Consider the following 20,059-nt stretch of genomic DNA (forward strand, 5'->3'; position numbering starts at 1 on the left):
CCTGCCGTCCGGCAGAAAACGACACAGCCCCGTGGCAGCGATGCCACGGGGCTTTTTCATGTCAGGCCGGGTAGCATTCCGGCGCCAGTGCCGCCGTCTCTTCCTCGCCGAGCAGTTCCACGGCCAGGATGGTGATTAGGGCGTGGCCGAGGATGAGAAGCGGCAGGAGGGGGTAAACCGACTGCAACATGCGCCGTCTCCGATCGAATTTGCTGCGACGCAACATACGAAGGGGTTGATGCTTCTGGTATACCTAATGCCAAATACCACCCTTGCATCGGGCGCATGACATTACCCCAGCGGAAGGGCGGACCGCCGGCCGTGCCCCAGCACCGGGCACAACAAAAAGGGGGAGCGTGGCGCTCCCCCTGACAAGCCGTGCGGAAAATGAGGCGTGGACCGTCAGTTGGCCTTCTGCGCCGGGCCGACCGGCAGGCCCCAGGCCGAGAATGCCTCGCGGAACGCCTCATCGCCGTCGCGGCCCTTTTCCAGCACCAGAATGGCGCGGCGGCCATTCTCGAACACCAGCGGCAGGTCGAGCCAGTTGCGGGTGATGATGAAGCCGAGATTGCGCTGCACATCCGTCGGCAGCGAGGACAGGCCGACCAGGAAATAGTTCGGTGCCACCCGCACGGCGAGGCCGACCAGCGGCGCGCCCTGCGCGCCTTCAGAGGCCTTGGCCCGCATGCCCGGCACGCTGGAAATATTGCCGAGATCGAAGCCGGGCGGCAGCTTGAACTGCACTTCGAGAATGTGCGAGGCCGGAATCGAGGGGTCCTGATTGCGGCGGAAGGTCAGGATAGCGCTGACATTGCGGGCCGGGATCGAGATTTCCGCCCGCACGCCGATATCGGCCGGCTGGCCGTCGCTGGCGCTGGCGCTCTCCGTGCTCCACTCGACCGTGCCGACATATTGCTGCAGGCCCTGCTCGCCGCCGCCCGGGCTCTCCTCGAACAGCACGGCGCGCTGGTCGGCGCCGATGGAGGCGTCGCCGGCGGCGCTGCTGGCGGCGGGTGCCGCGCTCGACGCTGCCGGAGCGGCAGCATCGTCCGCCTGAACGATCCGGTCGGTCGATTTGGGCGCATCGCTGGGCGCGGGGGTCGCCGGGGCCTTGGCCGAGGGCGAGGACGTGCCGCTGCCTGCCCCATTGATCAGCCCGACAATGGTTTCACGCTGGGTATAGCCGACGACACCACCGGCGATCAGCAGCAGAACGAAGACAAGCACGGCCACCAGACGGCCGCGTCCGCCTTGCGCGGGCGGCGCTTCGGCGGCGGGGGGCATTTCGGCCGGAAGCTCCTCGCCCTGATGGGCGGCTTCCTCGGCTTCCCGCTCGCGCACCAGCCGGGTGGCTTCGCGGCGCCAGTCGGACGGACCGCCGGCGCTGCGCGGAGGCTCCAGCCCGGCGGCGACCGCTTCGGCCTCCGTCGGATGGAAACCCGTTGCCGGGTCGGCGGCACGCTCCAGCGGCCGTTCCGGGGCGCGCGCGTAAGCGGCGGCCGGGGGCGCGGCAGCGGGAAAGTTCGAAGGCGGCGGCAGAGGCGAGGCCGTCAGCGGCGCCCGGGCAACGGGAGGCGCGGGCACCGGCGGCACTGGCGGCGGGGGAACCGGCGCGGATGCGGCCGGTGGCGGCGCGGCCGGCGGTGGGCTCGGGGGCCGGGCCGGCGGCTGGCTGGCCGCCGGCGGCGTCGCAGTGCCGTATTCGGCCTCCACCCGGCCGATCGCCGTTTCCAGCGCCTGCTGCTCGCGGGCGACATCGGGCTCGGAGAGCGGCGGGTCGACGGCGGTCAGCTGGGCGAGAAGCGCCCGCCTTGCCCGCTCATAGACAGCCTTGCGGGCCTCCCCGGTCTTGTCGGGGAGGCCGCCAATGGCGCGGGCGATGAGCGGGTAGTAATCGGCCATGGGGAGCGATCGGGTCCGGGGTGGAACGTCAGGATTCGAAGGGGTTCTGCACGAGAATCGTATCATCCCGCTCGGGGCTGGTGGACAGCAAAGCCACCGGGCAGCCGATCAGTTCCTCGATCAGGCGCACATACTTGACCGCCTCGGCCGGCAGGTCGGCCCAGGAGCGGCCACCGGCGGTGGATTCGCTCCAGCCCGCTATGGTCACATAGACCGGCTCCACCCGCGCCTGGGCATCCTGCCCGGCGGGGAAATAGTCGATCTCCTGCCCATCGAGGCGGTAGCGCGTGCAGATCTTCAGCTCGTCGAAGCCGTCGAGCACGTCGAGCTTGGTCAGCGCGATGCCATTGATGCCTGACGTGCGCACGGTCTGGCGCACCAGCACCGCGTCGAACCAGCCGCAACGGCGCGGACGGCCGGTGACGGTGCCGAATTCATGGCCACGCTCGCCGATCCGGCGGCCGACCTCGTCATGCAGCTCCGAAGGGAACGGCCCCTCGCCGACGCGAGTGGTGTAGGCCTTGGTGATGCCCAGCACATAGCCGATCGCGCCCGGGCCGAGGCCGGAGCCGGTGGCCGCCTGCGCCGCCACCGTGTTGGACGAGGTGACGAAGGGATAGGTGCCGTGGTCGACATCGAGCAGCGCGCCCTGCGCGCCCTCGAACAGGATTTTGGAGCCGTGCCGACGCTCATCGTCGAGCAGAGACCAGACGCGGTCCATATAGGGCAGAACCTTCGGCGCGATCTCGATCAGCTCGGCGCGCAGCTTGCCGGCGTCGACTTCCTCGATGCCAAGGCCACGCCGCAGCGGATTGTGGTGCGCCAGCAGCCGCTCGATCTTGGCGTCGAGCGTCGCCGGCGAGGCGAGGTCGACAAGGCGGATGGCGCGCCGTCCGACCTTGTCCTCATAGGACGGGCCGATGCCGCGCTTGGTGGTGCCGATCTTCGTGCCGGAGGCGGCCGCGTTCTCGCGGATGGCGTCCAGTTCGCGGTGCAGCGGCAGGATGAGGGCGACCGTCTCGGCCACGCGCAGACGCTCGGGCGTCACCTCGATGCCCTGCCCGGTTATGCGAGTGATCTCGTCAACCAGCGCCCAGGGATCAAGCACCACGCCATTGCCGATCACCGACAGACGCGCGCCGCGCACCAGACCGGAGGGCAAAAGAGAGAGCTTGTAGGTGGTGTTGCCGACGACCAGCGTATGGCCGGCATTGTGCCCGCCCTGAAAGCGGACGACGACGTCCGCCTGCTCGCTGAGCCAATCGACAATCTTGCCCTTACCCTCGTCGCCCCACTGGGAACCGACGACGACCACATTCGCCACGAGCCACGCTCCTGCATTGCGAGGCGGGGTGCGGCGGCGTGCCGTGCCCGCGCACAGACAAAGCCCCGGCGAAACGTCCGACCGGGGCTGCATCGTCTTAAGGGATGACACAGGGAGAGGCAAGAACGCCGGCACCTTCAACGATGCGGTGCACAAGTCGCGGCCCGCCGGGCGGCAATGGCAGGGCGGTATTGCGCGCCTGCAATCATCTGCCGATTGCGGGCGCGCGGGCGCTGCACGACCTTAGCAGCATCGAACGCCGCCGCCGTGAGGAACCGTCATGACCAGCACCGCCATCGCCCCGCCCGCCTCCGCCAGCCCCGCGCCCACCCTGCCGGCCGGCCTGCGCATGGGCGCGGTGCGCCTGCGCGTACGTGACGCGGCGCGCTCTGCCGCCTTCTACACCGGCACGGTGGGGCTTTCGCCACTCGGCACCAATGCCGATGGCAGCCTGCGCCTCGGCGTCGGCGCCGAAACGCTGATCGAACTGGTCGGCGCGCCCGACGCCAGCCTGCGCCCGCGCGGCACCGCCGGCCTGTTCCACGTCGCCCTCCTTGTTCCCGACCGCCCGGCCCTCGCCATCGTGCTGCGCCGGCTGGTCGCGCAGGGCGTGCGGCTCGGCGCCTCCGATCATCTGGTGAGCGAGGCGCTCTATCTCGACGATCCCGACGGCAACGGCATCGAGATCTACCGCGATCGCCCGGAAAGCGACTGGCGCTGGGATAAACTGACGGTCGAGATGGCGACCCAGCCGCTCGACCTGCGCAAGCTGCTGGCCGACACCCCCGAGGGTGTGCCGCTCGACGCGCCCATGCCGGAGGGCACGCGCGTCGGCCATGTGCATCTGCAGGTCGGCGATCTCGCCGGCGCCCGCCGCTTCTATGTCGACGAGCTCGGCTTCGCGGTGACGACCGATCGCTATCCCGGCGCGCTGTTCGTCAGCGCCGGGGGCTATCACCACCATCTGGGGCTGAACATCTGGCAGAGCCGGGGCGGTGGCCCGGCCCCCTCGGGCAGCACCGGCCTGGTGGCCTTCGAGGTGCTGCTGCCGGATGCAGCGGCGGTCGAGGCGGTGCGGGCGCGGCTGGCGGCAGCCGGCGCGGCGCTCACGCCGCTGACGCAGGGCTTCGCGGTCGCCGATCCCTGGGGCACAAGGCTGCACCTGCGCGCCGGGGCGTGAAGGCCGCCCCGCCCCTCGCCACGGATCGCCTCGACGCATCGACGAGGCGCGGGGATGGATCAGAAGATTTCATGGACGCGCCGCCGATCCGGCGGCGTCAGGGCGGCTGAATTGCTTTAGAGGCTGGGCGGGCCACCCGTTCCGTACCCGGCCCCGCTCATGTTCCGCCGCCTGTTCGACGCGCCCTATCTGCTGCTCACCCTCGTCTCGCTGTTCTGGGCGGGCAACATCGTGATGGGCCGCCATGTCGCCGGGCATGTGCCGCCGGCGAGCTTGGGCTGGATGCGCTGGGCGCTGGCGGTGCTGATTCTCCTGCCCTTCGCGTGGCGGGACATGCGGGCGGACTGGCCGCTGATGCGCCGGCACTGGAAGCTGGTCGGCCTGCTGTCGCTGGCCGGCATCACCGTCTTCAACACCATGCAATACCACGCGCTGGAGTTCACCCCGGCGCTCAACGCCCTGCTGATCCAGTCGACCGGGCCGCTGCTCATCGCCTTCTGGTCGCTCATCCTCAATGGCGAGCGGCTCTCAATAGGCCAGGCGGGCGGCATCTTCCTGTCGCTGCTCGGCGTGCTCACCATCATCTGCCGGGGCGATCCGGCGGTCCTGGTGAATATCGAGTTCAACGAGGGCGATCTCTGGCTCATCGCCGCGATGGTCATCTACGGCGCCTATTCCTCGCTGCTGGCGCGCCGGCCGGCCTTTTCCCAGCTGGGTTTCCTCGGCTTCAGCCTCAGCCTCGGCGTGGTGATGCTGACCCCGCTCTTCGTCGCCGAGCGTCTTGTGAGCCCCCCGCTCGTCTTCGATGCCAAGGCACTCACCGCCATCGTCTATGTCGCGCTGTTCCCCTCGGTGCTGGCCTATCTGTTCTTCAATCGCGGCATCCAGCTGGTCGGGCCGAACCGCGCCGCGCCGTTCTTTCACCTGATGCCAGTGTTCGGCTCGGCGCTGGCCATCGTGTTTCTGGGCGAGCGCCCGCATCTCTACCACGCGGCCGGCTATGGCCTGGTGCTGGCGGGCGTCGTCATCGCCACGCTGTGGGCGCCGAAAACCGGCCGGCCGAGGGTCGGCCCGGCCTCAGCCGAGCTCGAAGCTGGTGACGCCGAAGAGGGGCTGCAGCGTCGCCGGGCGGAGTGAGCCGCGGTACATCCGCGCGGTCTCGAAAACCGGGGAAAGGCCGTGCCGCCGCGCCAGCGCCAGCGCCGCCGCATTCGGCTCGGGCACGTCGAGCACGATGGCCTCGCTCCCCGCCGCCGCCCGCAGCGCCCGAAACAGCACGTCCGCCGTCTCCGGATCCTCGGCGATCAGCGGGCCGATCTTCCACCCGGCCTGCGCCGGGCGCACCACGCCCCACCCTTTGAGCCGCCCCTCGCGCCACACTGCCCGCCCGGCATGGCCGGGGGCGGTGAGCCAGGCCTTGAGAAAGCCGGCGCGGGGGGCGGGAAACACCCGCGCGTCGCTCATCGCCACCGCCTCGAACGCAACGCTGGCGAGGTCCACCGTGTCGCCGGCCTCACCGGCCTCCGGCGTGCCGGCGAAGCGGATGTTGCGATGGGCGAAGACGAAGCCCTGCCTGCTATAATTGGCCTGCTGCGCCGGCACGCCATCGAGCCCGATGGTGCGCTCCCCGGCATGGGCGAGGCCCGCCTGCCAGAGGCGCAGGCCGATGCCCTGCCCGCGCAGATCCGGCCGCACGATGTAGAAGCCGAGAAAGGCAAAGCGCGCGTCGTAATTGACCACCGAGATCACCGCCGCCGGCGCGCCGTCCAGTTCCGCCAGCAGAAACCCGCCCGCGTCCACCGTGGCGAAGCAGGCGGCGTCGGCGTGGCCGGGATTCCAGCCCTCGGCCGCCGCCCATTGCACCGTCAGCCCGATTTCCGCCCTGTTAAGCGCGCGAATGCTTATATCTGCCGGCATTCCACTCCTCCTCCGCCCCCGGGAGACGACGATGATCTTCGAGGAAATCGGCCTCGGCATCTCCATGATGCTGCTGGTGATGCTGGTTCATCTGATGGCCACCTATATCCTCCTCGATTGCGCGGATGCCTATGAGCAGGTGTTCAAGCGTCATCCCCGGCTGCGGCTGCTGCTGGCGCTCCTCGTCGCCAACATCCTGCTGCTCGGCGCCCATCTCATCGAGGTCGGCATCTGGGCCGTCGTCTATGCGTCCAAGGGTCTCGTTTCAGACCACAACGACGCCTACTACTCCGCCTTCGTCAATTACACCGCCCTCGGCTTCGGCGATGCCGGGCAGCAGACCGCGACGCGCCTGATCGGCCCGATGACGGCGGGCAGCGGCATCATGATGTTCGGCTGGACCACCGCGCTGCTGTTACTGGTAATCCAGCAGCATTTGCCTGAAGTGCGCCGTCCGCCGCGCAAGCGGGCTCCACACCATGAGGAGCCCGCTCACGAGGAGGTGCAGGAGGCCACCGGCGCCGCGTCCTCGCCCAAGGTCACGTCATAGAGGTCGGCGCTGTTGCCCTTGGTCCACCAGATGTATTTTCCGCCGGCGTAGCGCGCGCCCGAGGCGGCGATGACATTCGACACCACCAGGAACTCGCCCTTGAACGACAGGCTCGCCAGCGCCACCGGTGGCGCGTTGAAATAGCGCGCCGCGACAGGGCCGAAGGCGCCGCAGTCATAGGCGACGCGGATCGTCTCCGCCTTTGCTCCCTTCGGCAGCGGAAGGACGATCTGGTCCGCCTGCGCGGCGCAGGGCAGCGCGGCGAGCACGAGGGCGGCAAGGAAGGCGTTGCGCGGTGTCATGGCCTCACTCCGGCTTTGGGGACGGCTTGTGATGTTGGTGCCAGTGCCGGGCGATGTCGATCCGTCGCGGCACCCACACATGGTCGTGGCGGGCGATGTGGTCGAGGAAGCGCTGCAGCGCGAGAAACCGCCCCGGCCGCCCGGCGAGACGGCAATGCAGGCCGACGCTCATCATCTTCGGCGCGTCGGCCCCCTCGGCGTAGAGCACGTCGAAACTGTCGCGCAGATAGGCGAAGAACGGCTCGCCATGGTCGAAGCCGGCGGGGATGGCGAAGCGCATGTCATTGGCGTCGAGCGTGTAGGGAATGGACAGATGCGGCCCGCGCGGCCCCTCGACCCAGAACGGCAAATCATCGGAATAGATGTCGGAATCATAGAGGAAGCCGCCCTCCTCCATGACGATGCGGCGCGTATGCTCGGAAGTGCGCCCGGTGTACCAGCCGAGCGGGCGCTCGCCGGTGATCTCGGTGTGCAGGCGTAGCGCGGTCTCGAAATCGGCCTTCTCCGCCGCATAGGAATGGTTGCGGTAGTCGATCCATTTCAGCCCGTGGCTGGCGATCTCCCACTCGGCCTCCTTCATGGCGGCGACGGCTTCCGGGTTACGCGCCAGCGCGGTCGCCACCCCATAGACCGTGACCGGAAGGCCGCGCGAGGTGAACAGCCGCCAGAGCCGCCAGAAGCCGGCGCGCGAACCATATTCGTAGATCGACTCCATGTTCATGTGCCGCTGCCCCGGCCAGGGCTGGGCGCCGACGATCTCCGACAGAAACGCCTCGGAGGCGGCATCGCCATGCAGGATGCAGTTCTCGCCGCCCTCCTCGTAATTGATGACGAACTGCACCGCGATCCGGGCGCCGCCCGGCCATTTCGGGTCCGGCGGGGTGCGGCCATAGCCAACCATGTCGCGGGGATAGGGGGAATCGATTCGGAACATGGCTCACTCGGGTGCGGCGGTGTCGTCCGGATCAGGCTATGCCATGAGCGCTCAAGCGGCTAGGCGCAGCTGGCCACACCAATTCCTGCGGCACGCTCGCCGTTCATAGGGCTCAGCTTCGACCGCTGCCCGCCTCAAGAAGCGCCATAAGCCTCGCCCGGTCCTCAGCTCCGCTGAAGCCCAGCAGAACCCCGGCCGCCGCCGCGCGCGCCTGCCGGCTGAGCCCTTCGTCGGCAAGTTCGCCCGCCGTCCAGAAGGACAGAACGCCGCGAAAGGCGATGGCCAGTTGATGGGGCAGCACGGTGAGTGCGAGGGAGCGCGTCGCAGCCGGGAGTTCGGCGCCGGAACCAAGCGCCTCAGCCCACCACGCGGCTGAGCGCCCGGCTACATTGCCGGGTGGATCGTTCGGCGCGCTGACCGCCGCCATGACCGCACGATTGACCGCCGGCGCGCCCAGCATGACCGCCGTCGCAATATCGACCGCCACGAGCACGCGCGCGACCGCCGTGGCCGGAAGCGCCGCACGGGCAAGCCGGTCCCGCATGGCGTCGATGCGGCGCTCCGACAGGGCGAGCATGATCCCGGCCTTGCTGCCGAACTGGTTGAACGGCGTCGCGAAGCTCACCCCCGCTTCCTCGGCGAGCTCGCGCATCGAAAAGCCGGCGTCGCCCTGCCCGAGCAGGCGCTCGGCGGCGTCCAGAATGCGCGCGCGCGTCGTTTGCTTCGGCCGCGCGGGCCGGGGCTTGTCTTGATCCATCTCGGAATTATATCATGATATAAATTTAGCTCTGTTCAACAGCAGGAACCTCCCATGACCCATTCCAGAACCTTCCTTATCACCGGCGTCGCCTCCGGTCTCGGACGGGCCTTTGCCGCCGCCGCCCTCGCTGATGGTCATCGGGTGATCGGCACCGTGCGCCGGGCGGCCGACGCGCACGCCTTCGGCACGTCGGAGCGCGCCTTTCCGCTGCTGCTGGATGTGACGGACTACGCGGCCATTCCCGAAGCCGTCCACGCCGCCGAGCGGGCCGTCGGACCGGTGGATGTGCTGGTGAACAATGCCGGCTATGGCCACGAGGGTATTGTCGAAGAGGCGTCGATCGACGACCTTCAGCGTCAGTTCGCCGCCAACGTGTTCGGCCCGGTCGCGATGATCAAGGCGGTGCTGCCGGGCATGCGCGCCCGCCGCCGCGGGCACATCGTCAATGTCACCTCCATGGGCGGCTTCATCACCATGCCCGGCATCGCGTTCTATTGCGGCAGCAAGTTCGCGCTGGAGGGCATCTCCGAATCCCTCGGCAAGGAGGTGGCTCCCTTCGGCATCCACGTCACCGCACTGGCGCCGGGCCAGTTCCGCACGGACTGGGCCGGGCGGTCGATGGAGCGCACGCCGCGCAGCCTAAGCGACTACGATGCGGTCATGGACCCGCTGCGCGTGGCGCGTCAGACCAAGAGCGGCAACCAGCCCGGCGATCCTGAAAAGGCGGCGCAGGCCCTGCTTAAGCTCGTCGCGGCCGATCATCCGCCAACGCGCCTCTTTCTCGGCGAGGACGCGCTTGAGCTTGTGACGCAGAAGCTGGGCCAGATGAAAGCCGAGATCACCGCCTGGGAAAGCCTCTCCCGCTCGACCAGCTTCGCGGCCTGACCGGAGCGCCCGCCGCCGGGGCGCGCAGGCGCGGTGCGCGGGATGCGCCCCCCGCACTGCACAAAACTTGGCCGAGCCTCTCGACAAGCCGCCCCCCGGCGGTCTTCATGTCGCCAGGAACTCCCGCATAGATCTCGCAAGGTGCCCGATGTCGCTTCCCGATCCCAGCCTGCTGCTCGCCCGCGCTCCCGTCGTACCCGTCGTCACCGTGCCGAGTGTCGCCGCCGGCGTGAAGCTGGCGCGGGCGCTGGCCGAGGGCGGGCTGCCGCTGATCGAGGTGACGCTGCGCACGCCAGCGGCGCTGGAAGCCATCGCCGCCATCGCCGCCGAGGTGCCGGACGCCATTGTCGGCGCCGGCACGGTGACGCGGCCCGACCTGATCCAGAAATGCATCGATGCCGGCGCCCGCTTCCTGGTCAGCCCCGGCTGCCCGCCGGCTTTGGCGGAAGCGCTGGCCGAGGCGCCGGTGCCCGTGATGCCCGGCTGCGCCACCGCCACCGAGGCGATGGCGCTGCACGCCATGGGCTTTCCGGTGCTGAAGCTGTTCCCGGCCGAGGCGGTGGGCGGCGTCAATCTGCTGAAGTCGCTGGCCGGCCCACTGCCGGACCTGCGCTTCTGCCCGACCGGCGGCATCGGCCCGGCCAATGTCGGCTCCTACCTCGCCCAGCCCAACGTGCTCGCGGTCGGCGGCTCCTGGGTGGCGCCGAATGACGCCGTCACGATGGGCGACTGGGAGCAGATCGTCGCGCTGGCCAAGGCCGCCGCCAAGCTGCACCGGGCTTCCTTCCCGCTCTGAGCGGGCCGTTTCCAACGCAAAAGGCCCCCGGGTTCTCCGGGGGCCTTTTTCTTGTCGCGTCTGCTTCCGGCCTCAGAACACCAGCGGCTTGGCCTGCTTCACGGAGGGCAGCTGCTGCACCTTGGCGAGAAGTTCGCCCGGCACCGTGCCGTCCACTTCCACCAGCGCGATGGCATCGCCGCCCTGCCGGTCACGGCCGAGCGCGAAAGTGGCGATGTTCAGCCCGGCATCGCCGAGCAGGCTGGCGAAGCGGCCGACGAAGCCCGGCTTGTCCTCATTGGTGACGTAGAGCATGGAGGGCGCGAACTCGGCGTCCACCTTGATGCCCTTGATGTCGACGATGCGCGGGCGCCCGTCCGCGAACACCGTGCCGGAGATCGAACGCTCCATCTTCTCGGTGATGACGGTCAGCGTGATCAGGCTCTCATAATCGCCGGCGATCTCGCGGGTGGTCTCCTCCACCACGATGCCGCGCTCCTTGGCGATGCTCGGCGCCGAGACGACATTGATGTCGGCCAGCGCCGGGCGCAGCAGGCCGGCCACCGCCGCCGAGGTCAGCGCCTTGATCTTCAGGCTGGCCACCGCACCGTCATAGGTGATGCGCACGGTCTGGATGTCGGTGTCGGTGAGCTGGCCGGCGAAGGAGCCGAGCTTTTCGGCGAGTTCGATGAACGGCTTCAGCTTCGGGGCTTCCTCCGCCGTGATCGAGGGGAAGTTCACCGCGTTGGAAATGGCGCCGCGCAGCAGATAGTCGCTCATCTGCTCGGCCACCTGCAGCGCGACATTCTCCTGCGCCTCGGTGGTGGACGCGCCCAGATGCGGGGTGCAGATCACATTGGGATGGCCGAAAAGCGGGTTCTCGGTCGCCGGCTCGGTGATGAACACGTCGAAGGCCGCGCCCGCGACATGCCCGCTCTCCAGCGCCGCCGCCAGCGCCGCCTCGTCGACCAGCCCACCACGCGCGCAATTGACGATGCGCACGCCCTTCTTGGTCTTGGCGATCGCCTCGGCCGAGAGCACGTTGCGGGTCTTGTCGGTCAGCGGCGTGTGCAGGGTGATGACGTCGGCGCGGGCGAGCAGGTCGTCCAGTTCCACCTTCTCGACGCCGATGTCCTTGGCGCGCTCAGGGCTGAGGAAAGGATCGAAGGCGATGACCTTCATCTTCAGGCCGATGGCGCGGTCGGCGACGATGGAACCGATATTGCCGCAGCCGATGATGCCGAGCGTCTTGGCGGTCAGTTCCACGCCCATGAAGCGGTTCTTCTCCCACTTGCCGGCCTGGGTGGAGGCGTCGGCAGCGGGGATTTCGCGGGCCAGCGCGAACATCATGGCGATGGCGTGCTCGGCGGTGGTGATGGAATTGCCGAACGGCGTGTTCATCACGATCACGCCCTTGGCGGTGGCGGCCGGGATGTCGACATTGTCGACGCCGATGCCGGCGCGCCCGACCACTTTCAGCCGCGTGGCATTGGCGAGGATCTTCGGCGTCACCTTGGTGGCCGAGCGGATGGCGAGGCCATCATAATTGCCGATGATCTCAGCCAGCTTGTCCTTGTCCTTGCCCAGCGCCGGCTGGAAATCGACCTCGATGCCGCGGTCCTTGAAGATCTGCACGGCGGCGGGGGAAAGCGCGTCGGAAATGAGAACGCGGGGAGCCATGGGCTTCATCCTGTTCGGAAAAGGGGGAACGTCGACCCGCAACGCGGGCGGAAGGAATGTCCCGCCGCTGGCGGGAGGAGACGACGAAGCGTTCGTCGGGCGCACGCGGGAAGGCGTCGAGGGCGAAACGCGGCCGGGAGAGGAGCCATTCGCCCTTGAGCCGCACGCGGCCCCTTCGCCGTCCCCTTGCGTCAGCGGCGGGGAGGCGCGAGGGATCAGGCGGCCTGCTTGAGGCCCGCCTTGGCGCTGGCGAAGGCCCAGTCGAGCCAGGGCAGCAGCGCTTCGAGATCGGACGCCTCGACGGTGGCACCCGCCCAGATGCGCAGGCCCGCCGGCGCGTCGCGATAGGCGCCGATGTCATAGGCGACGCCGGCCTTTTCCAGCGACGCCGCCAGCGCCTTGGCGAAGGCCGCCTGCGCGTCCGGCGCCAGCGCCTTCACCTCGGGGTCGGCGACCACGAGGCACACGCTGGTGTTGGAACGGGTTTCCGGCACCGTGGCGAGGAAGTCGATCCAGGGCGTCCTGGCGACATAGTCGGCGAGCACCTTGAAATTGGCATCCGAGCGCGCCTGAAGGCCCGTGAGCCCGCCGACCTGCTTCGACCAGTTCAGCGCGTCGATATAGTCCTCGACGCAGAGCATGGACGGGGTGTTGATCGTCTCGCCCTCGAACGTGCCTTCGATCAGCTTGCCGCCCTTGGTGAGGCGGAAGATCTTCGGCAGCGGCCAGGCCGGCACATAGCTCTCCAGCCGCTCGACCGCGCGCGGCGAGAGGATGAGCATGCCATGCGCGGCTTCCCCGCCCAGCACCTTCTGCCAGCTATAGGTCACGACATCGAGCTTGGCCCAGTCGAGATCCTGCGCGAACACCGCCGAGGTGGCGTCGCAGATGGTCAGGCCCTGCCGGTCGGTGGGGATGAAATCGGCGCTCGGCACCCGCACGCCCGAGGTGGTGCCGTTCCAGGTGAACACCACGTCATGGTCGAAATTGATCTGCGCGAGATCCGGCAGCTCGCCATAGCCGGCCTTCAGGATGCGGGCATCCTTGAGCTTGAGCTGCTTGACGACATCCGTCACCCAGCCTTCGCCGAAGCTCTCCCACGCCAGCAGGTCGACCGGGCGGGCGCCGAGCAGCGACCACAGCGCCATCTCGACCGCGCCGGTGTCGGAGGCGGGAACAATGCCGATGCGATAGTCGGCGGGGATTTGGAGAATTTCGCGGGTGAGGTCGATGGCGAGCTTCAGCTTCGCCTTGCCGACCTTGGCACGGTGCGAGCGGCCGAGCGGAGCATCGCTCAAGGCCTCAAGCGTCCAACCGGGGCGCTTGGCACAGGGGCCGGACGAAAAATTGGAATTGGCCGGCTTCACAGCCGGCTGCGCGGTATTCGTCATGATAGCCATCCTTCCAGATGGGAGCCCTTCGGTGGGGAAGGGTAGCCCGGGAACGGAGATACTCCGGCCGCGGGGGGAACGCAAGGGCAAAGACGGGGCAGAGCTCCCCCGGCTTCCGCGCCGGCTCCTCCGCGCTGGCGCGGGCCGCCAGCCTACCGAAGGTCGCCCCAGCTCCCTTCAAGATAGAGCTTCGAATAAATGCCGATCACGTTGTAGCCTTCGCGCACCAAGGGCCGAAGACGCTCTCGCGGCACCAGAGACGCAAAGCCGAGCGGATGATTCTCGATCCGCTTATACGTCGCCCGCAGTCGACGCTTTTGCAGCAGTCGCGAAATCGCCTGCGACTTCCACCGCGGAACCGCAAGTTTGAGCGTGTATCGAAGCCCCGGTCGCCGACGTTGTAGATCGACGCGAGGGGCTGGGTCGGCCGAGCCGGCGACCGTGCGATAGAGGGCCTCGATATAGCCGACGGCAAACCTCCTCTCGATCCGGAGTTCGAGTGGCACAGCGTTCCAGTAATGGATAAATTGCTGATCCCAGAGCGGCATCCACCAGTCGATCTTGAAATGATCATAGACCCTGAGTGAATTCGCCGTGTATTTTGCCTGCCGCTCTTCCCACACCCAGCGTTCATAAGCGTTTGCTGCGTCGGCTTCACTGCAGAATGGCCCATCTCCAAGCGCATCACTCAGCCGACGTCGCAGTCGCGCCATCTCCGCGCGCGCGCGTGACGGTGCGGCGGAAAAATGAGAGGCGATGATGAAGTCAATAATTCTGTTCTTGGATAAATTCAGCGGGTGCAGAAAATTCTCTGTGATGTACCCACCTTCGATAAAATCACCAGCGTGGCCGGGAACGAAAATGCAATCCGATTCGATTTTCCGCTCCGCGCCGAGTTTTTCTACCGCCAGCCAATCCTGCATGTGCGGCAAGGAGCAGCTGCCGGAGGCAAAGGAACGGTACGACGCGGCACTGTCGGAACGCCAGGATCTCCGCCAGTCCTCGTTGCGATAGGGAACAAATATCCATGGAAAGCCGAGCACTTCGGCGACCGATTTACTGACCGCTGACTCCTCGTTTCCGTCAACACCATAACTGAAGCAAAGAACATTGGTGTATCCGAGCTTTTTCAGCATGGTCACGACAAGCCGCGAGTCATAGCCCCCGCTGAGCGGCACGACAATCTGGCGACCACCCGCATGCGCTATAAGCCGCCGGAACATATGGTCGAGAACACGATCGAGGCGCGAGCGGAATTCTTCGTGACTTAAAGCTGCTACCGATCTGTGGTCGAACTCGATGTAGCGCTGCCGATTCACGCCTCCGCCTGAAAAGACGGCGATCTCTCCTGCGCATAGCTGCTTTATATCAGACCAAAGGGCTCGATTACCCGTAACATAGCCGGCAAGGAGAAATTCCGCCCGCGCTTCGGCATCCATCGCTGCGGCAGGCCGGCAGGTCCTCACATGTTCAGCGCTGTCGCTGATGACGACATCGTCAATGTAAAAGATCGGGATCGATCGTATCGGATCGACACATGCAATGATCGATCCTTTCTTTTCCATGATGAACGCAAAGAATCCGTAGTGGGACTCGACCACGTCCCGGATGTCGCTTAGGCCGAGCGGTATAAGGCTGGCGGGGTCGAGCCGACTTCCGGCGTCATCATAGAGCGCGCCGCGCCAGTGAATGGCGCCGTCCTGGGTTTCCCATGTCTGCCAATTCTCGAAACAGGTGGTGACGATCACGAATGGGTTCCCGCGTTTCTCCCGCAGGTATCTGGTAGCAGGCTTGGTGTCGGATGACGAGCGAGAGGGGCGCAGGATGGCTGTTCGTTACCGCATTTCCGCCCCTGTCCACATTGTGATCGCGCTTTCGCCCCGTGCCTTAACGCTGTCTTAACGCTGACCGACAAGTCTCCTGCGCTGAACCACAGACGAGAGGAGGCTTCCCCCGATGATTGGACGGACCGCCATCGCACTGAGTGTGATGTTCCTTGCCACAACTGGCGCCATGGCTGCCAAGCCGACAGCAATGGGCGAGTACAAGGACTGGAGCGCCTGGCGCTTCAACGCCAACGGCAAGCCGCAATGCTACACGATCAGCATGCCGACCTCGGCTAGGCCCGAGCAGCTCGCCCATGGCGATGTGACATTCTTTGTCACCGCACTGCCCGACACCGCGCAGCGCACCGAGGTGAGTTTCCAGACCGGCTACAATTTTGCCGCCGGCTCACAGGTGGTCGCCAGCATCGGCGACGACAAGTTCACGCTCATGACCGAGGGCAGCAGCGCCTGGCTGCGGCGGGCCGAGCGCGAACCGGCCTTTCTCGAAGCCCTGCGCGGCGGCAGCCAGATGAACATCAGCGCCACCTCGGCGCGCGGCAACGACACGAGCTACGTGTTCTCGCTCAACGGCGTCACCGCCGCCACCGACCGCATCCTCTCGGGCTGCCGCTGAAAGGCGGACCGGCACTGCAGGGACAAACAGGGAGCAGGATCGTGAGGAAGAAGGGAGCCACGGCGCTTTTCGTCCTCGCGACCCTCTTCCTGTCCGGCGGGCCGGCGCTTGCCGAGCGCGCGCTTCCCTATTTCGCCACGCTCAGGAACGCAGTGACGAATGTGCGCGTCGGGCCGGGCGTCGCCTATCGCGTGCACTGGGTGTTCCATCAGCGCGGCTGGCCGGTCGAGGTGGTCAACCGCTACGGCAACTGGCGCCGCATCCGTGACAATACCGGCGATGTCGGCTGGGTGCACAGCGCGCTGCTTACGGTGCGCCGGGCGGCGTCGATCCGCACGCGCGATGGTGACAATGTCGCCCTGCGCGCCGCTCCCGAGGCGGAGGCGGCCATCATCGCCTATCTCGCGGCCCATGTGCTGGTGCGCCCGAAAAGCTGCTCGGGCGGGTGGTGCGCGGTGGAGGTGACGGGCCACGGCCTCGACGGTTTCGTCAAGCAGGCGCGGCTCTGGGGCGTTTATCCCGACGAGACCTTCTGACGGCGCGAACGTCTGACGGCGGCCTCAGTCGAACAGGTAGCGCACGCCGAGCCGCACCTCATGCGCCGCCTGGCTGATGCCCGACAGCACGCCGCCCATAGCGGCGTTTTCGATGCTGAGATAGCGATAGCCGAGATCGAGCTGCCAGTTCGGCGCCAGCGTCACCGTGCCGCCGGCCATCACCGCCCAGGCGAGGCCCCATCCCTCGGCATCGGCGACGCCCGAGAGCGCGAGATGGCTGGCGCCAAGGCCCGCCCCGACATAGGGGGTGAGCCCGTGCCAGGTGCCGAGATCGAGATAGAGATTGGCCAGCAGCGTGGTCGCGCTGGCCTCGCCGCTCCACCCACGCGCGGAAAAATCCGCCGGGCTGCGGTAGTCGGCCGTGAGGTCGACCCGCACCAGGTCGCTGAGCCGCGCGCCGACACCGAGGCCGAAAACGCCGGCATCCTTGAGAGGGATGTGGCCAGCCGCCCCGGCATCGGCGGAATCGTTGAAGACGTAGCCGATATCGCCGCGCAGATACCAGAAGCGGGATTCCTCGATCTCAGGCGCCATCGCGAGCAGGTCGTCGGCCAGCAGATCGTCGGCGCCCATCCCGTCGATCGGGTCCGCCGCCCGCGCCGCGCCGCCGGCGCCGAGCAGCATCACCGCCAGCGCCGCCGCCAGAAGCCGGCCTTTCCCGCGCAGGCCCGCCCCACGCTTCAACGCCCCGAAATCACGCATGCAACCATCCCGGATGAGCCGGGAGATTCCCGGCGCTCTTCGACGGCTGCACTGTGCCCGCGAGTGATTAAGAGGGGCTTAACCTTAACGCTTAACCTTGATTACATCAGGCGAACCGAAGGTTCTGCCGTCAGGCAAGCCGGAACGGCTTTGCCCAGGTGGCCCCCTTGGTCCTGCCTCAGGCAATCCCATAGGGCTTTGCCTCAGGCGGAACGAAGTTCCTGCCGCCCCCTCTCCGTCATCCCGGAAGGGCCGCAGGCCCTGTCCGGGATCGCTCCGAAATTCCGGCGCGCGATCCCGGCACTCCGCCTGCGGCGGCGGCCGGAATGACGGCCCGCTGTCAATTTACAAGACAGCGATCACCCCGCGCGCGCGGCGCGGGCGCTGGCTTCCAGATGCTGCACCAGCGCCGGGTCGAGCTTCAGCGCCGTCGCCAGCCGGGCGAGAAACACCCGCTCGGAAGTGGTGTCGGCGTCGATGGCGAGCAGCGCGGTCATGTAGACCTCGGCCGCCTGCTCGGGCGAGGTGGCTTCGCCCGCCAGCGCCTCGGGCGAAGCCGGCGCGCCAAGCTCCTGCGTCAGGAAGCGCTCGGCTTCGTCGAGCTGGGCGCCGCCCAGCTTGGCGGAGATGGCGGCGCGCTCGGTCTCGTCGACATGGCCATCCGCCAGCGAGGCGGCGATCATGGTGCGCAGCAGCGTCACGTCGAAATGGCTGCGCTCGGCCTGCGCGGGGTGGAAGGGCGACTGCGCCGGGGGAAGCTGGCTCGGCACCGGTTCGGCCGCCGTCTGCTGCGGCTGCTGGCCCTGCTGGTAGTTCTGGTAGGCCTTGTAGGCGAGCGTGCCGACCAGGGCGAGGCCGCCCAGCTTCATGGCGCTGCCGGCCATTTTGCGCCCGCCCTTGCTGCCGAGCACCAGCGACACCAGCGCCCCGGCTGCCGCGCCGGAGGCGAGCGAGCCGCCATTATTGCCGAGATAGTCCTTGGCCCGCCCCATCAGGTCGCCGGCGCCGGAGGCCGCGCCGGGCGCGCCGGCCCCGGGGGGCTGGGCGTTGGCGCTGCCGGTGATGCCGGAAAGGCCGCCGGTCAGCCCGCCGAGGAGGCCACCCAGCGAATTCTGCGTCGCGGGAACACCGCCCTGCGTGCCCGCCTGCGTGCCCGCCTGCGGCGTGAGGAACTGGTCGAGCAGCCGCTTGGCGTCGAAACTACCGCTGTTGAACATGGTGCATCCCGTGTTGCTGTCTGCGCTGGGAGGTAGGGAGCGATCATGGCTTCCGCAAGGAAACCCGCTCCGCGCCCATCACCAGCGCGTGAACGCGCCGGGGGCTTCGGCCCTCACGCGGCGATGTCGCATCCAATGTCGCATCCGTTCAACGCCAGCGCCGAAACAATGCTCGCCTTGCGCGGGGCGCCGCGCAACCATGCGGCTCAGGTTCACGGCGGTCCGCGCACCGCAGGCGTCTATCTTCCGTCGGAGGCGAATGTGCAGAAATTCTCCGGCTTCGAGCTGTTCCGCCGCGCCTTTGGCGGCCACAAGAGCTGGCAGCCCCAGTGGCGCAATCCCGAGCCGAAGGCCGAGTACGATGTCATCATCGTCGGCGCCGGCGGGCATGGGCTGGCGGCGGCCTATTACCTCGCCAAGGAACACGGCATCGCCAATGTCGCTGTCATCGAGCGTGGCTGGCTCGGCGGCGGCAATACCGGGCGCAACACCACCATCGTGCGCTCGAACTATCTGTTCGACGAAAGCGCCGCGCTGTACGAGCACGCGGTGAAGCTGTGGGAGGGCCTGTCGCAGGACCTCAACTACAACGTGATGTATTCGGCGCGCGGCGTGCTCATGCTGGCGCATAACCATCATGACGAGATCAGCTTCAAGCGCCATGTCCACGCCAACCGGCTGAACGGCGTCGACAATGAATGGCTGAACGCCGAGCAGGTGAAGGAATTCTGCCCGCCGCTCAACATCAAGAGCATGCGCTACCCCATCATCGGCGGCGCGCTGCAGCGGCGCGGCGGCACCGCCCGCCACGATGCGGTGGCCTGGGGCTATGCCCGCGCGGCGGATTCGCGCGGCGTCGACATCATCCAGAACTGCGAAGTCACCGGCATCCGCCGCAACGCCGCCGGCGCGGTGGAAGGGGTGGAAACCTCGCGCGGCTTCATCCGGGCGAAGAAGGTCGGCGTGTCCGCCGCCGGCCACACCAGCGTGGTCATGGCGATGGCCGGGCTGCGCATGCCGCTGGAGAGCTATCCGCTGCAGGCGCTGGTGTCCGAGCCGGTGAAGCCCGCTTTCCCCACCGTGGTGATGAGCAACACGATCCACGCCTATATCTCGCAATCCGACAAGGGCGAGATGGTGATCGGCGCCGGCACCGACGCCTACACCTCCTATTCCCAGCGCGGCGCGCTGCACATCGCCTCGCACACGCTGGACGCGATCTGCGAATTGGTGCCGCAGTTCCGGCGCCTGCGCATGCTGCGCAACTGGGGCGGCATCGTCGACGTGACGCCGGACCGCTCGCCGATCATCGCGAAAACCCCGGTGCCGGGCCTCTATGTGAATTGCGGCTGGGGCACCGGCGGCTTCAAGGCGACCCCGGGCTCGGGCCATGTCTTCGCCCACACCATCGCCAGGGACGCCCCGCACGCCATCAACGCGCCCTTCACGCTGGAGCGTTTCCGCGATGGTTTCCTGATCGACGAAGCGGCCGCCGCCGCCGTCGCGCACTGAGGATTTGAGCC

At 67.8% G+C, this 20,059-nt stretch carries 19 protein-coding genes and 1 pseudogene; 8 read left to right on the top strand and 12 right to left on the bottom strand.

Annotation, left to right across the window (positions count from 1 at the left end; translation table 11 throughout):
- Positions 1 to 61: 61 nt before the first annotated feature.
- The 3 genes from A3M1_RS27065 to A3M1_RS0103875 all read right to left on the bottom strand — a co-directional run bounded on the left by A3M1_RS27065 (position 62) and on the right by A3M1_RS0103875 (position 3,226).
- Positions 62 to 190 (bottom strand): hypothetical protein, encoded by a 129-nt coding sequence (locus A3M1_RS27065; protein WP_018387641.1) that lies wholly within the window; start codon positions 188 to 190, stop codon positions 62 to 64.
- A 212-nt stretch (positions 191 to 402) separates the two neighbouring features.
- On the bottom strand, positions 403 to 1,902 hold the full coding sequence (locus A3M1_RS0103870) for a hypothetical protein (protein WP_018387642.1): 1,500 nt from the start codon (positions 1,900 to 1,902) through the stop codon (positions 403 to 405).
- Positions 1,903 to 1,930: 28 nt separating this feature from the next.
- Positions 1,931 to 3,226, bottom strand: a complete 1,296-nt coding sequence (locus A3M1_RS0103875) for an adenylosuccinate synthase (protein WP_018387643.1) — start codon at positions 3,224 to 3,226, stop codon at positions 1,931 to 1,933.
- 280 nt (positions 3,227 to 3,506) lie between these two features.
- On the opposite strand from A3M1_RS0103875, the gene A3M1_RS0103880 reads away from it, so the two are divergent.
- Positions 3,507 to 4,406 carry a VOC family protein gene (locus A3M1_RS0103880; protein ID WP_018387644.1) on the top strand — a complete coding sequence of 300 codons (900 nt, stop codon included), beginning with the start codon at positions 3,507 to 3,509 and terminating at the stop codon, positions 4,404 to 4,406.
- A gap of 159 nt (positions 4,407 to 4,565) precedes the next feature.
- The gene (locus A3M1_RS0103885) at positions 4,566 to 5,543 is read left to right on the top strand and encodes a DMT family transporter (protein WP_018387645.1); all 978 of its coding nucleotides are present in this window, start codon (positions 4,566 to 4,568) and stop codon (positions 5,541 to 5,543) included.
- Here A3M1_RS0103885 and A3M1_RS0103890 read toward each other — a convergent pair.
- A complete protein-coding gene (locus A3M1_RS0103890; RefSeq protein WP_018387646.1) occupies positions 5,484 to 6,323 on the bottom strand; it encodes a GNAT family N-acetyltransferase in 840 nt (279 codons plus the stop codon). The genes A3M1_RS0103885 and A3M1_RS0103890 overlap by 60 nt on opposite strands.
- 31 nt (positions 6,324 to 6,354) lie before the next feature.
- Between A3M1_RS0103890 and A3M1_RS0103895 the strand changes: the two genes are divergently transcribed.
- Positions 6,355 to 6,873 carry an ion channel gene (locus tag A3M1_RS0103895; RefSeq protein ID WP_018387647.1) on the top strand — a complete coding sequence of 173 codons (519 nt, stop codon included), beginning with the start codon at positions 6,355 to 6,357 and terminating at the stop codon, positions 6,871 to 6,873.
- Here the strand turns inward: A3M1_RS0103895 and A3M1_RS0103900 are convergent.
- The 3 genes and pseudogenes from A3M1_RS0103900 to A3M1_RS0103910 form a co-directional block, all read right to left on the bottom strand.
- The gene (locus A3M1_RS0103900) at positions 6,816 to 7,175 is read right to left on the bottom strand and encodes an MliC family protein (protein WP_018387648.1); all 360 of its coding nucleotides are present in this window, start codon (positions 7,173 to 7,175) and stop codon (positions 6,816 to 6,818) included. The two genes, A3M1_RS0103895 and A3M1_RS0103900, sit on opposite strands and share 58 nt — an antisense overlap.
- A gap of 19 nt (positions 7,176 to 7,194) precedes the next feature.
- Positions 7,195 to 8,109: pseudogene (puuE, locus tag A3M1_RS0103905) on the bottom strand (allantoinase PuuE); the annotation flags it as partial.
- A gap of 112 nt (positions 8,110 to 8,221) precedes the next feature.
- The gene (locus tag A3M1_RS0103910) at positions 8,222 to 8,866 is read right to left on the bottom strand and encodes a TetR/AcrR family transcriptional regulator (protein WP_018387650.1); all 645 of its coding nucleotides are present in this window, start codon (positions 8,864 to 8,866) and stop codon (positions 8,222 to 8,224) included.
- A gap of 54 nt (positions 8,867 to 8,920) precedes the next feature.
- Between A3M1_RS0103910 and A3M1_RS0103915 the strand changes: the two genes are divergently transcribed.
- Both A3M1_RS0103915 and eda read left to right on the top strand, forming a co-directional pair.
- Complete coding sequence (locus A3M1_RS0103915) at positions 8,921 to 9,754, top strand: oxidoreductase (RefSeq protein WP_018387651.1); 834 nt, start codon at positions 8,921 to 8,923, stop codon at positions 9,752 to 9,754.
- Positions 9,755 to 9,902: 148 nt separating this feature from the next.
- The gene (gene eda, locus A3M1_RS0103920; RefSeq protein WP_018387652.1) at positions 9,903 to 10,550 is read left to right on the top strand and encodes a bifunctional 4-hydroxy-2-oxoglutarate aldolase/2-dehydro-3-deoxy-phosphogluconate aldolase; all 648 of its coding nucleotides are present in this window, start codon (positions 9,903 to 9,905) and stop codon (positions 10,548 to 10,550) included.
- A 72-nt stretch (positions 10,551 to 10,622) separates the two neighbouring features.
- Here the strand turns inward: eda and serA are convergent, their stop codons facing one another.
- The 3 genes from serA to A3M1_RS0103935 form a co-directional block, all read right to left on the bottom strand.
- A complete protein-coding gene (serA, locus tag A3M1_RS0103925) occupies positions 10,623 to 12,209 on the bottom strand; it encodes a phosphoglycerate dehydrogenase (protein WP_018387653.1) in 1,587 nt (528 codons plus the stop codon).
- 215 nt (positions 12,210 to 12,424) lie between these two features.
- Positions 12,425 to 13,600, bottom strand: a complete 1,176-nt coding sequence (locus tag A3M1_RS0103930) for a phosphoserine transaminase (RefSeq protein WP_018387654.1) — start codon at positions 13,598 to 13,600, stop codon at positions 12,425 to 12,427.
- Positions 13,601 to 13,752: 152 nt separating this feature from the next.
- Entirely contained in the window at positions 13,753 to 15,348 is a 1,596-nt protein-coding gene (locus A3M1_RS0103935; protein WP_018387655.1) for an asparagine synthase C-terminal domain-containing protein, read from the bottom strand.
- 208 nt (positions 15,349 to 15,556) lie between these two features.
- Here A3M1_RS0103935 and A3M1_RS0103940 point away from each other — a divergent pair, with 208 nt between their 5' ends.
- Together A3M1_RS0103940 and A3M1_RS0103945 are read left to right on the top strand one after the other, a co-directional pair.
- Entirely contained in the window at positions 15,557 to 16,060 is a 504-nt protein-coding gene (locus tag A3M1_RS0103940; RefSeq protein WP_018387656.1) for an invasion associated locus B family protein, read from the top strand.
- 41 nt (positions 16,061 to 16,101) lie between these two features.
- On the top strand, positions 16,102 to 16,596 hold the full coding sequence (locus A3M1_RS0103945) for an SH3 domain-containing protein (protein WP_018387657.1): 495 nt from the start codon (positions 16,102 to 16,104) through the stop codon (positions 16,594 to 16,596).
- Positions 16,597 to 16,620: 24 nt separating this feature from the next.
- Here the strand turns inward: A3M1_RS0103945 and A3M1_RS0103950 are convergent, their stop codons facing one another.
- Together A3M1_RS0103950 and A3M1_RS0103955 are read right to left on the bottom strand one after the other, a co-directional pair.
- Entirely contained in the window at positions 16,621 to 17,319 is a 699-nt protein-coding gene (locus A3M1_RS0103950; RefSeq protein ID WP_018387658.1) for an outer membrane protein, read from the bottom strand.
- Positions 17,320 to 17,678: 359 nt separating this feature from the next.
- On the bottom strand, positions 17,679 to 18,536 hold the full coding sequence (locus tag A3M1_RS0103955; RefSeq protein ID WP_018387659.1) for a tellurite resistance TerB family protein: 858 nt from the start codon (positions 18,534 to 18,536) through the stop codon (positions 17,679 to 17,681).
- A 135-nt stretch (positions 18,537 to 18,671) separates the two neighbouring features.
- Here A3M1_RS0103955 and A3M1_RS0103960 point away from each other — a divergent pair, with 135 nt between their 5' ends.
- On the top strand, positions 18,672 to 20,048 hold the full coding sequence (locus tag A3M1_RS0103960; RefSeq protein ID WP_018387660.1) for a sarcosine oxidase subunit beta family protein: 1,377 nt from the start codon (positions 18,672 to 18,674) through the stop codon (positions 20,046 to 20,048).
- Positions 20,049 to 20,059: the final 11 nt, after the last annotated feature.

It is taken from the genome of Ancylobacter sp. FA202, assembly GCF_000380205.1.
GTDB lineage: Bacteria > Pseudomonadota > Alphaproteobacteria > Rhizobiales > Xanthobacteraceae > Ancylobacter.

Coding starts and splice junctions, on each gene's coding strand:
- serA (WP_018387653.1), bottom strand. CDS start 12,209: ATGGCTCCCCGCGTTCTCATTTCCGACGCGCTTTCCCCCGCCGCCGTG.
- A3M1_RS0103955 (WP_018387659.1), bottom strand. CDS start 18,536: ATGTTCAACAGCGGTAGTTTCGACGCCAAGCGGCTGCTCGACCAGTTC.
- A3M1_RS0103915 (WP_018387651.1), top strand. CDS start 8,921: ATGACCCATTCCAGAACCTTCCTTATCACCGGCGTCGCCTCCGGTCTC.
- A3M1_RS0103885 (WP_018387645.1), top strand. CDS start 4,566: ATGTTCCGCCGCCTGTTCGACGCGCCCTATCTGCTGCTCACCCTCGTC.
- A3M1_RS0103890 (WP_018387646.1), bottom strand. CDS start 6,323: ATGCCGGCAGATATAAGCATTCGCGCGCTTAACAGGGCGGAAATCGGG.
- A3M1_RS0103940 (WP_018387656.1), top strand. CDS start 15,557: ATGATTGGACGGACCGCCATCGCACTGAGTGTGATGTTCCTTGCCACA.
- A3M1_RS0103950 (WP_018387658.1), bottom strand. CDS start 17,319: ATGCGTGATTTCGGGGCGTTGAAGCGTGGGGCGGGCCTGCGCGGGAAA.
- A3M1_RS0103870 (WP_018387642.1), bottom strand. CDS start 1,902: ATGGCCGATTACTACCCGCTCATCGCCCGCGCCATTGGCGGCCTCCCC.
- A3M1_RS0103960 (WP_018387660.1), top strand. CDS start 18,672: ATGTCGCATCCGTTCAACGCCAGCGCCGAAACAATGCTCGCCTTGCGC.
- A3M1_RS0103900 (WP_018387648.1), bottom strand. CDS start 7,175: ATGACACCGCGCAACGCCTTCCTTGCCGCCCTCGTGCTCGCCGCGCTG.
- A3M1_RS0103910 (WP_018387650.1), bottom strand. CDS start 8,866: ATGGATCAAGACAAGCCCCGGCCCGCGCGGCCGAAGCAAACGACGCGC.
- A3M1_RS0103930 (WP_018387654.1), bottom strand. CDS start 13,600: ATGACGAATACCGCGCAGCCGGCTGTGAAGCCGGCCAATTCCAATTTT.
- A3M1_RS0103895 (WP_018387647.1), top strand. CDS start 6,355: ATGATCTTCGAGGAAATCGGCCTCGGCATCTCCATGATGCTGCTGGTG.
- eda (WP_018387652.1), top strand. CDS start 9,903: ATGTCGCTTCCCGATCCCAGCCTGCTGCTCGCCCGCGCTCCCGTCGTA.
- A3M1_RS0103880 (WP_018387644.1), top strand. CDS start 3,507: ATGACCAGCACCGCCATCGCCCCGCCCGCCTCCGCCAGCCCCGCGCCC.
- A3M1_RS27065 (WP_018387641.1), bottom strand. CDS start 190: ATGTTGCAGTCGGTTTACCCCCTCCTGCCGCTTCTCATCCTCGGCCAC.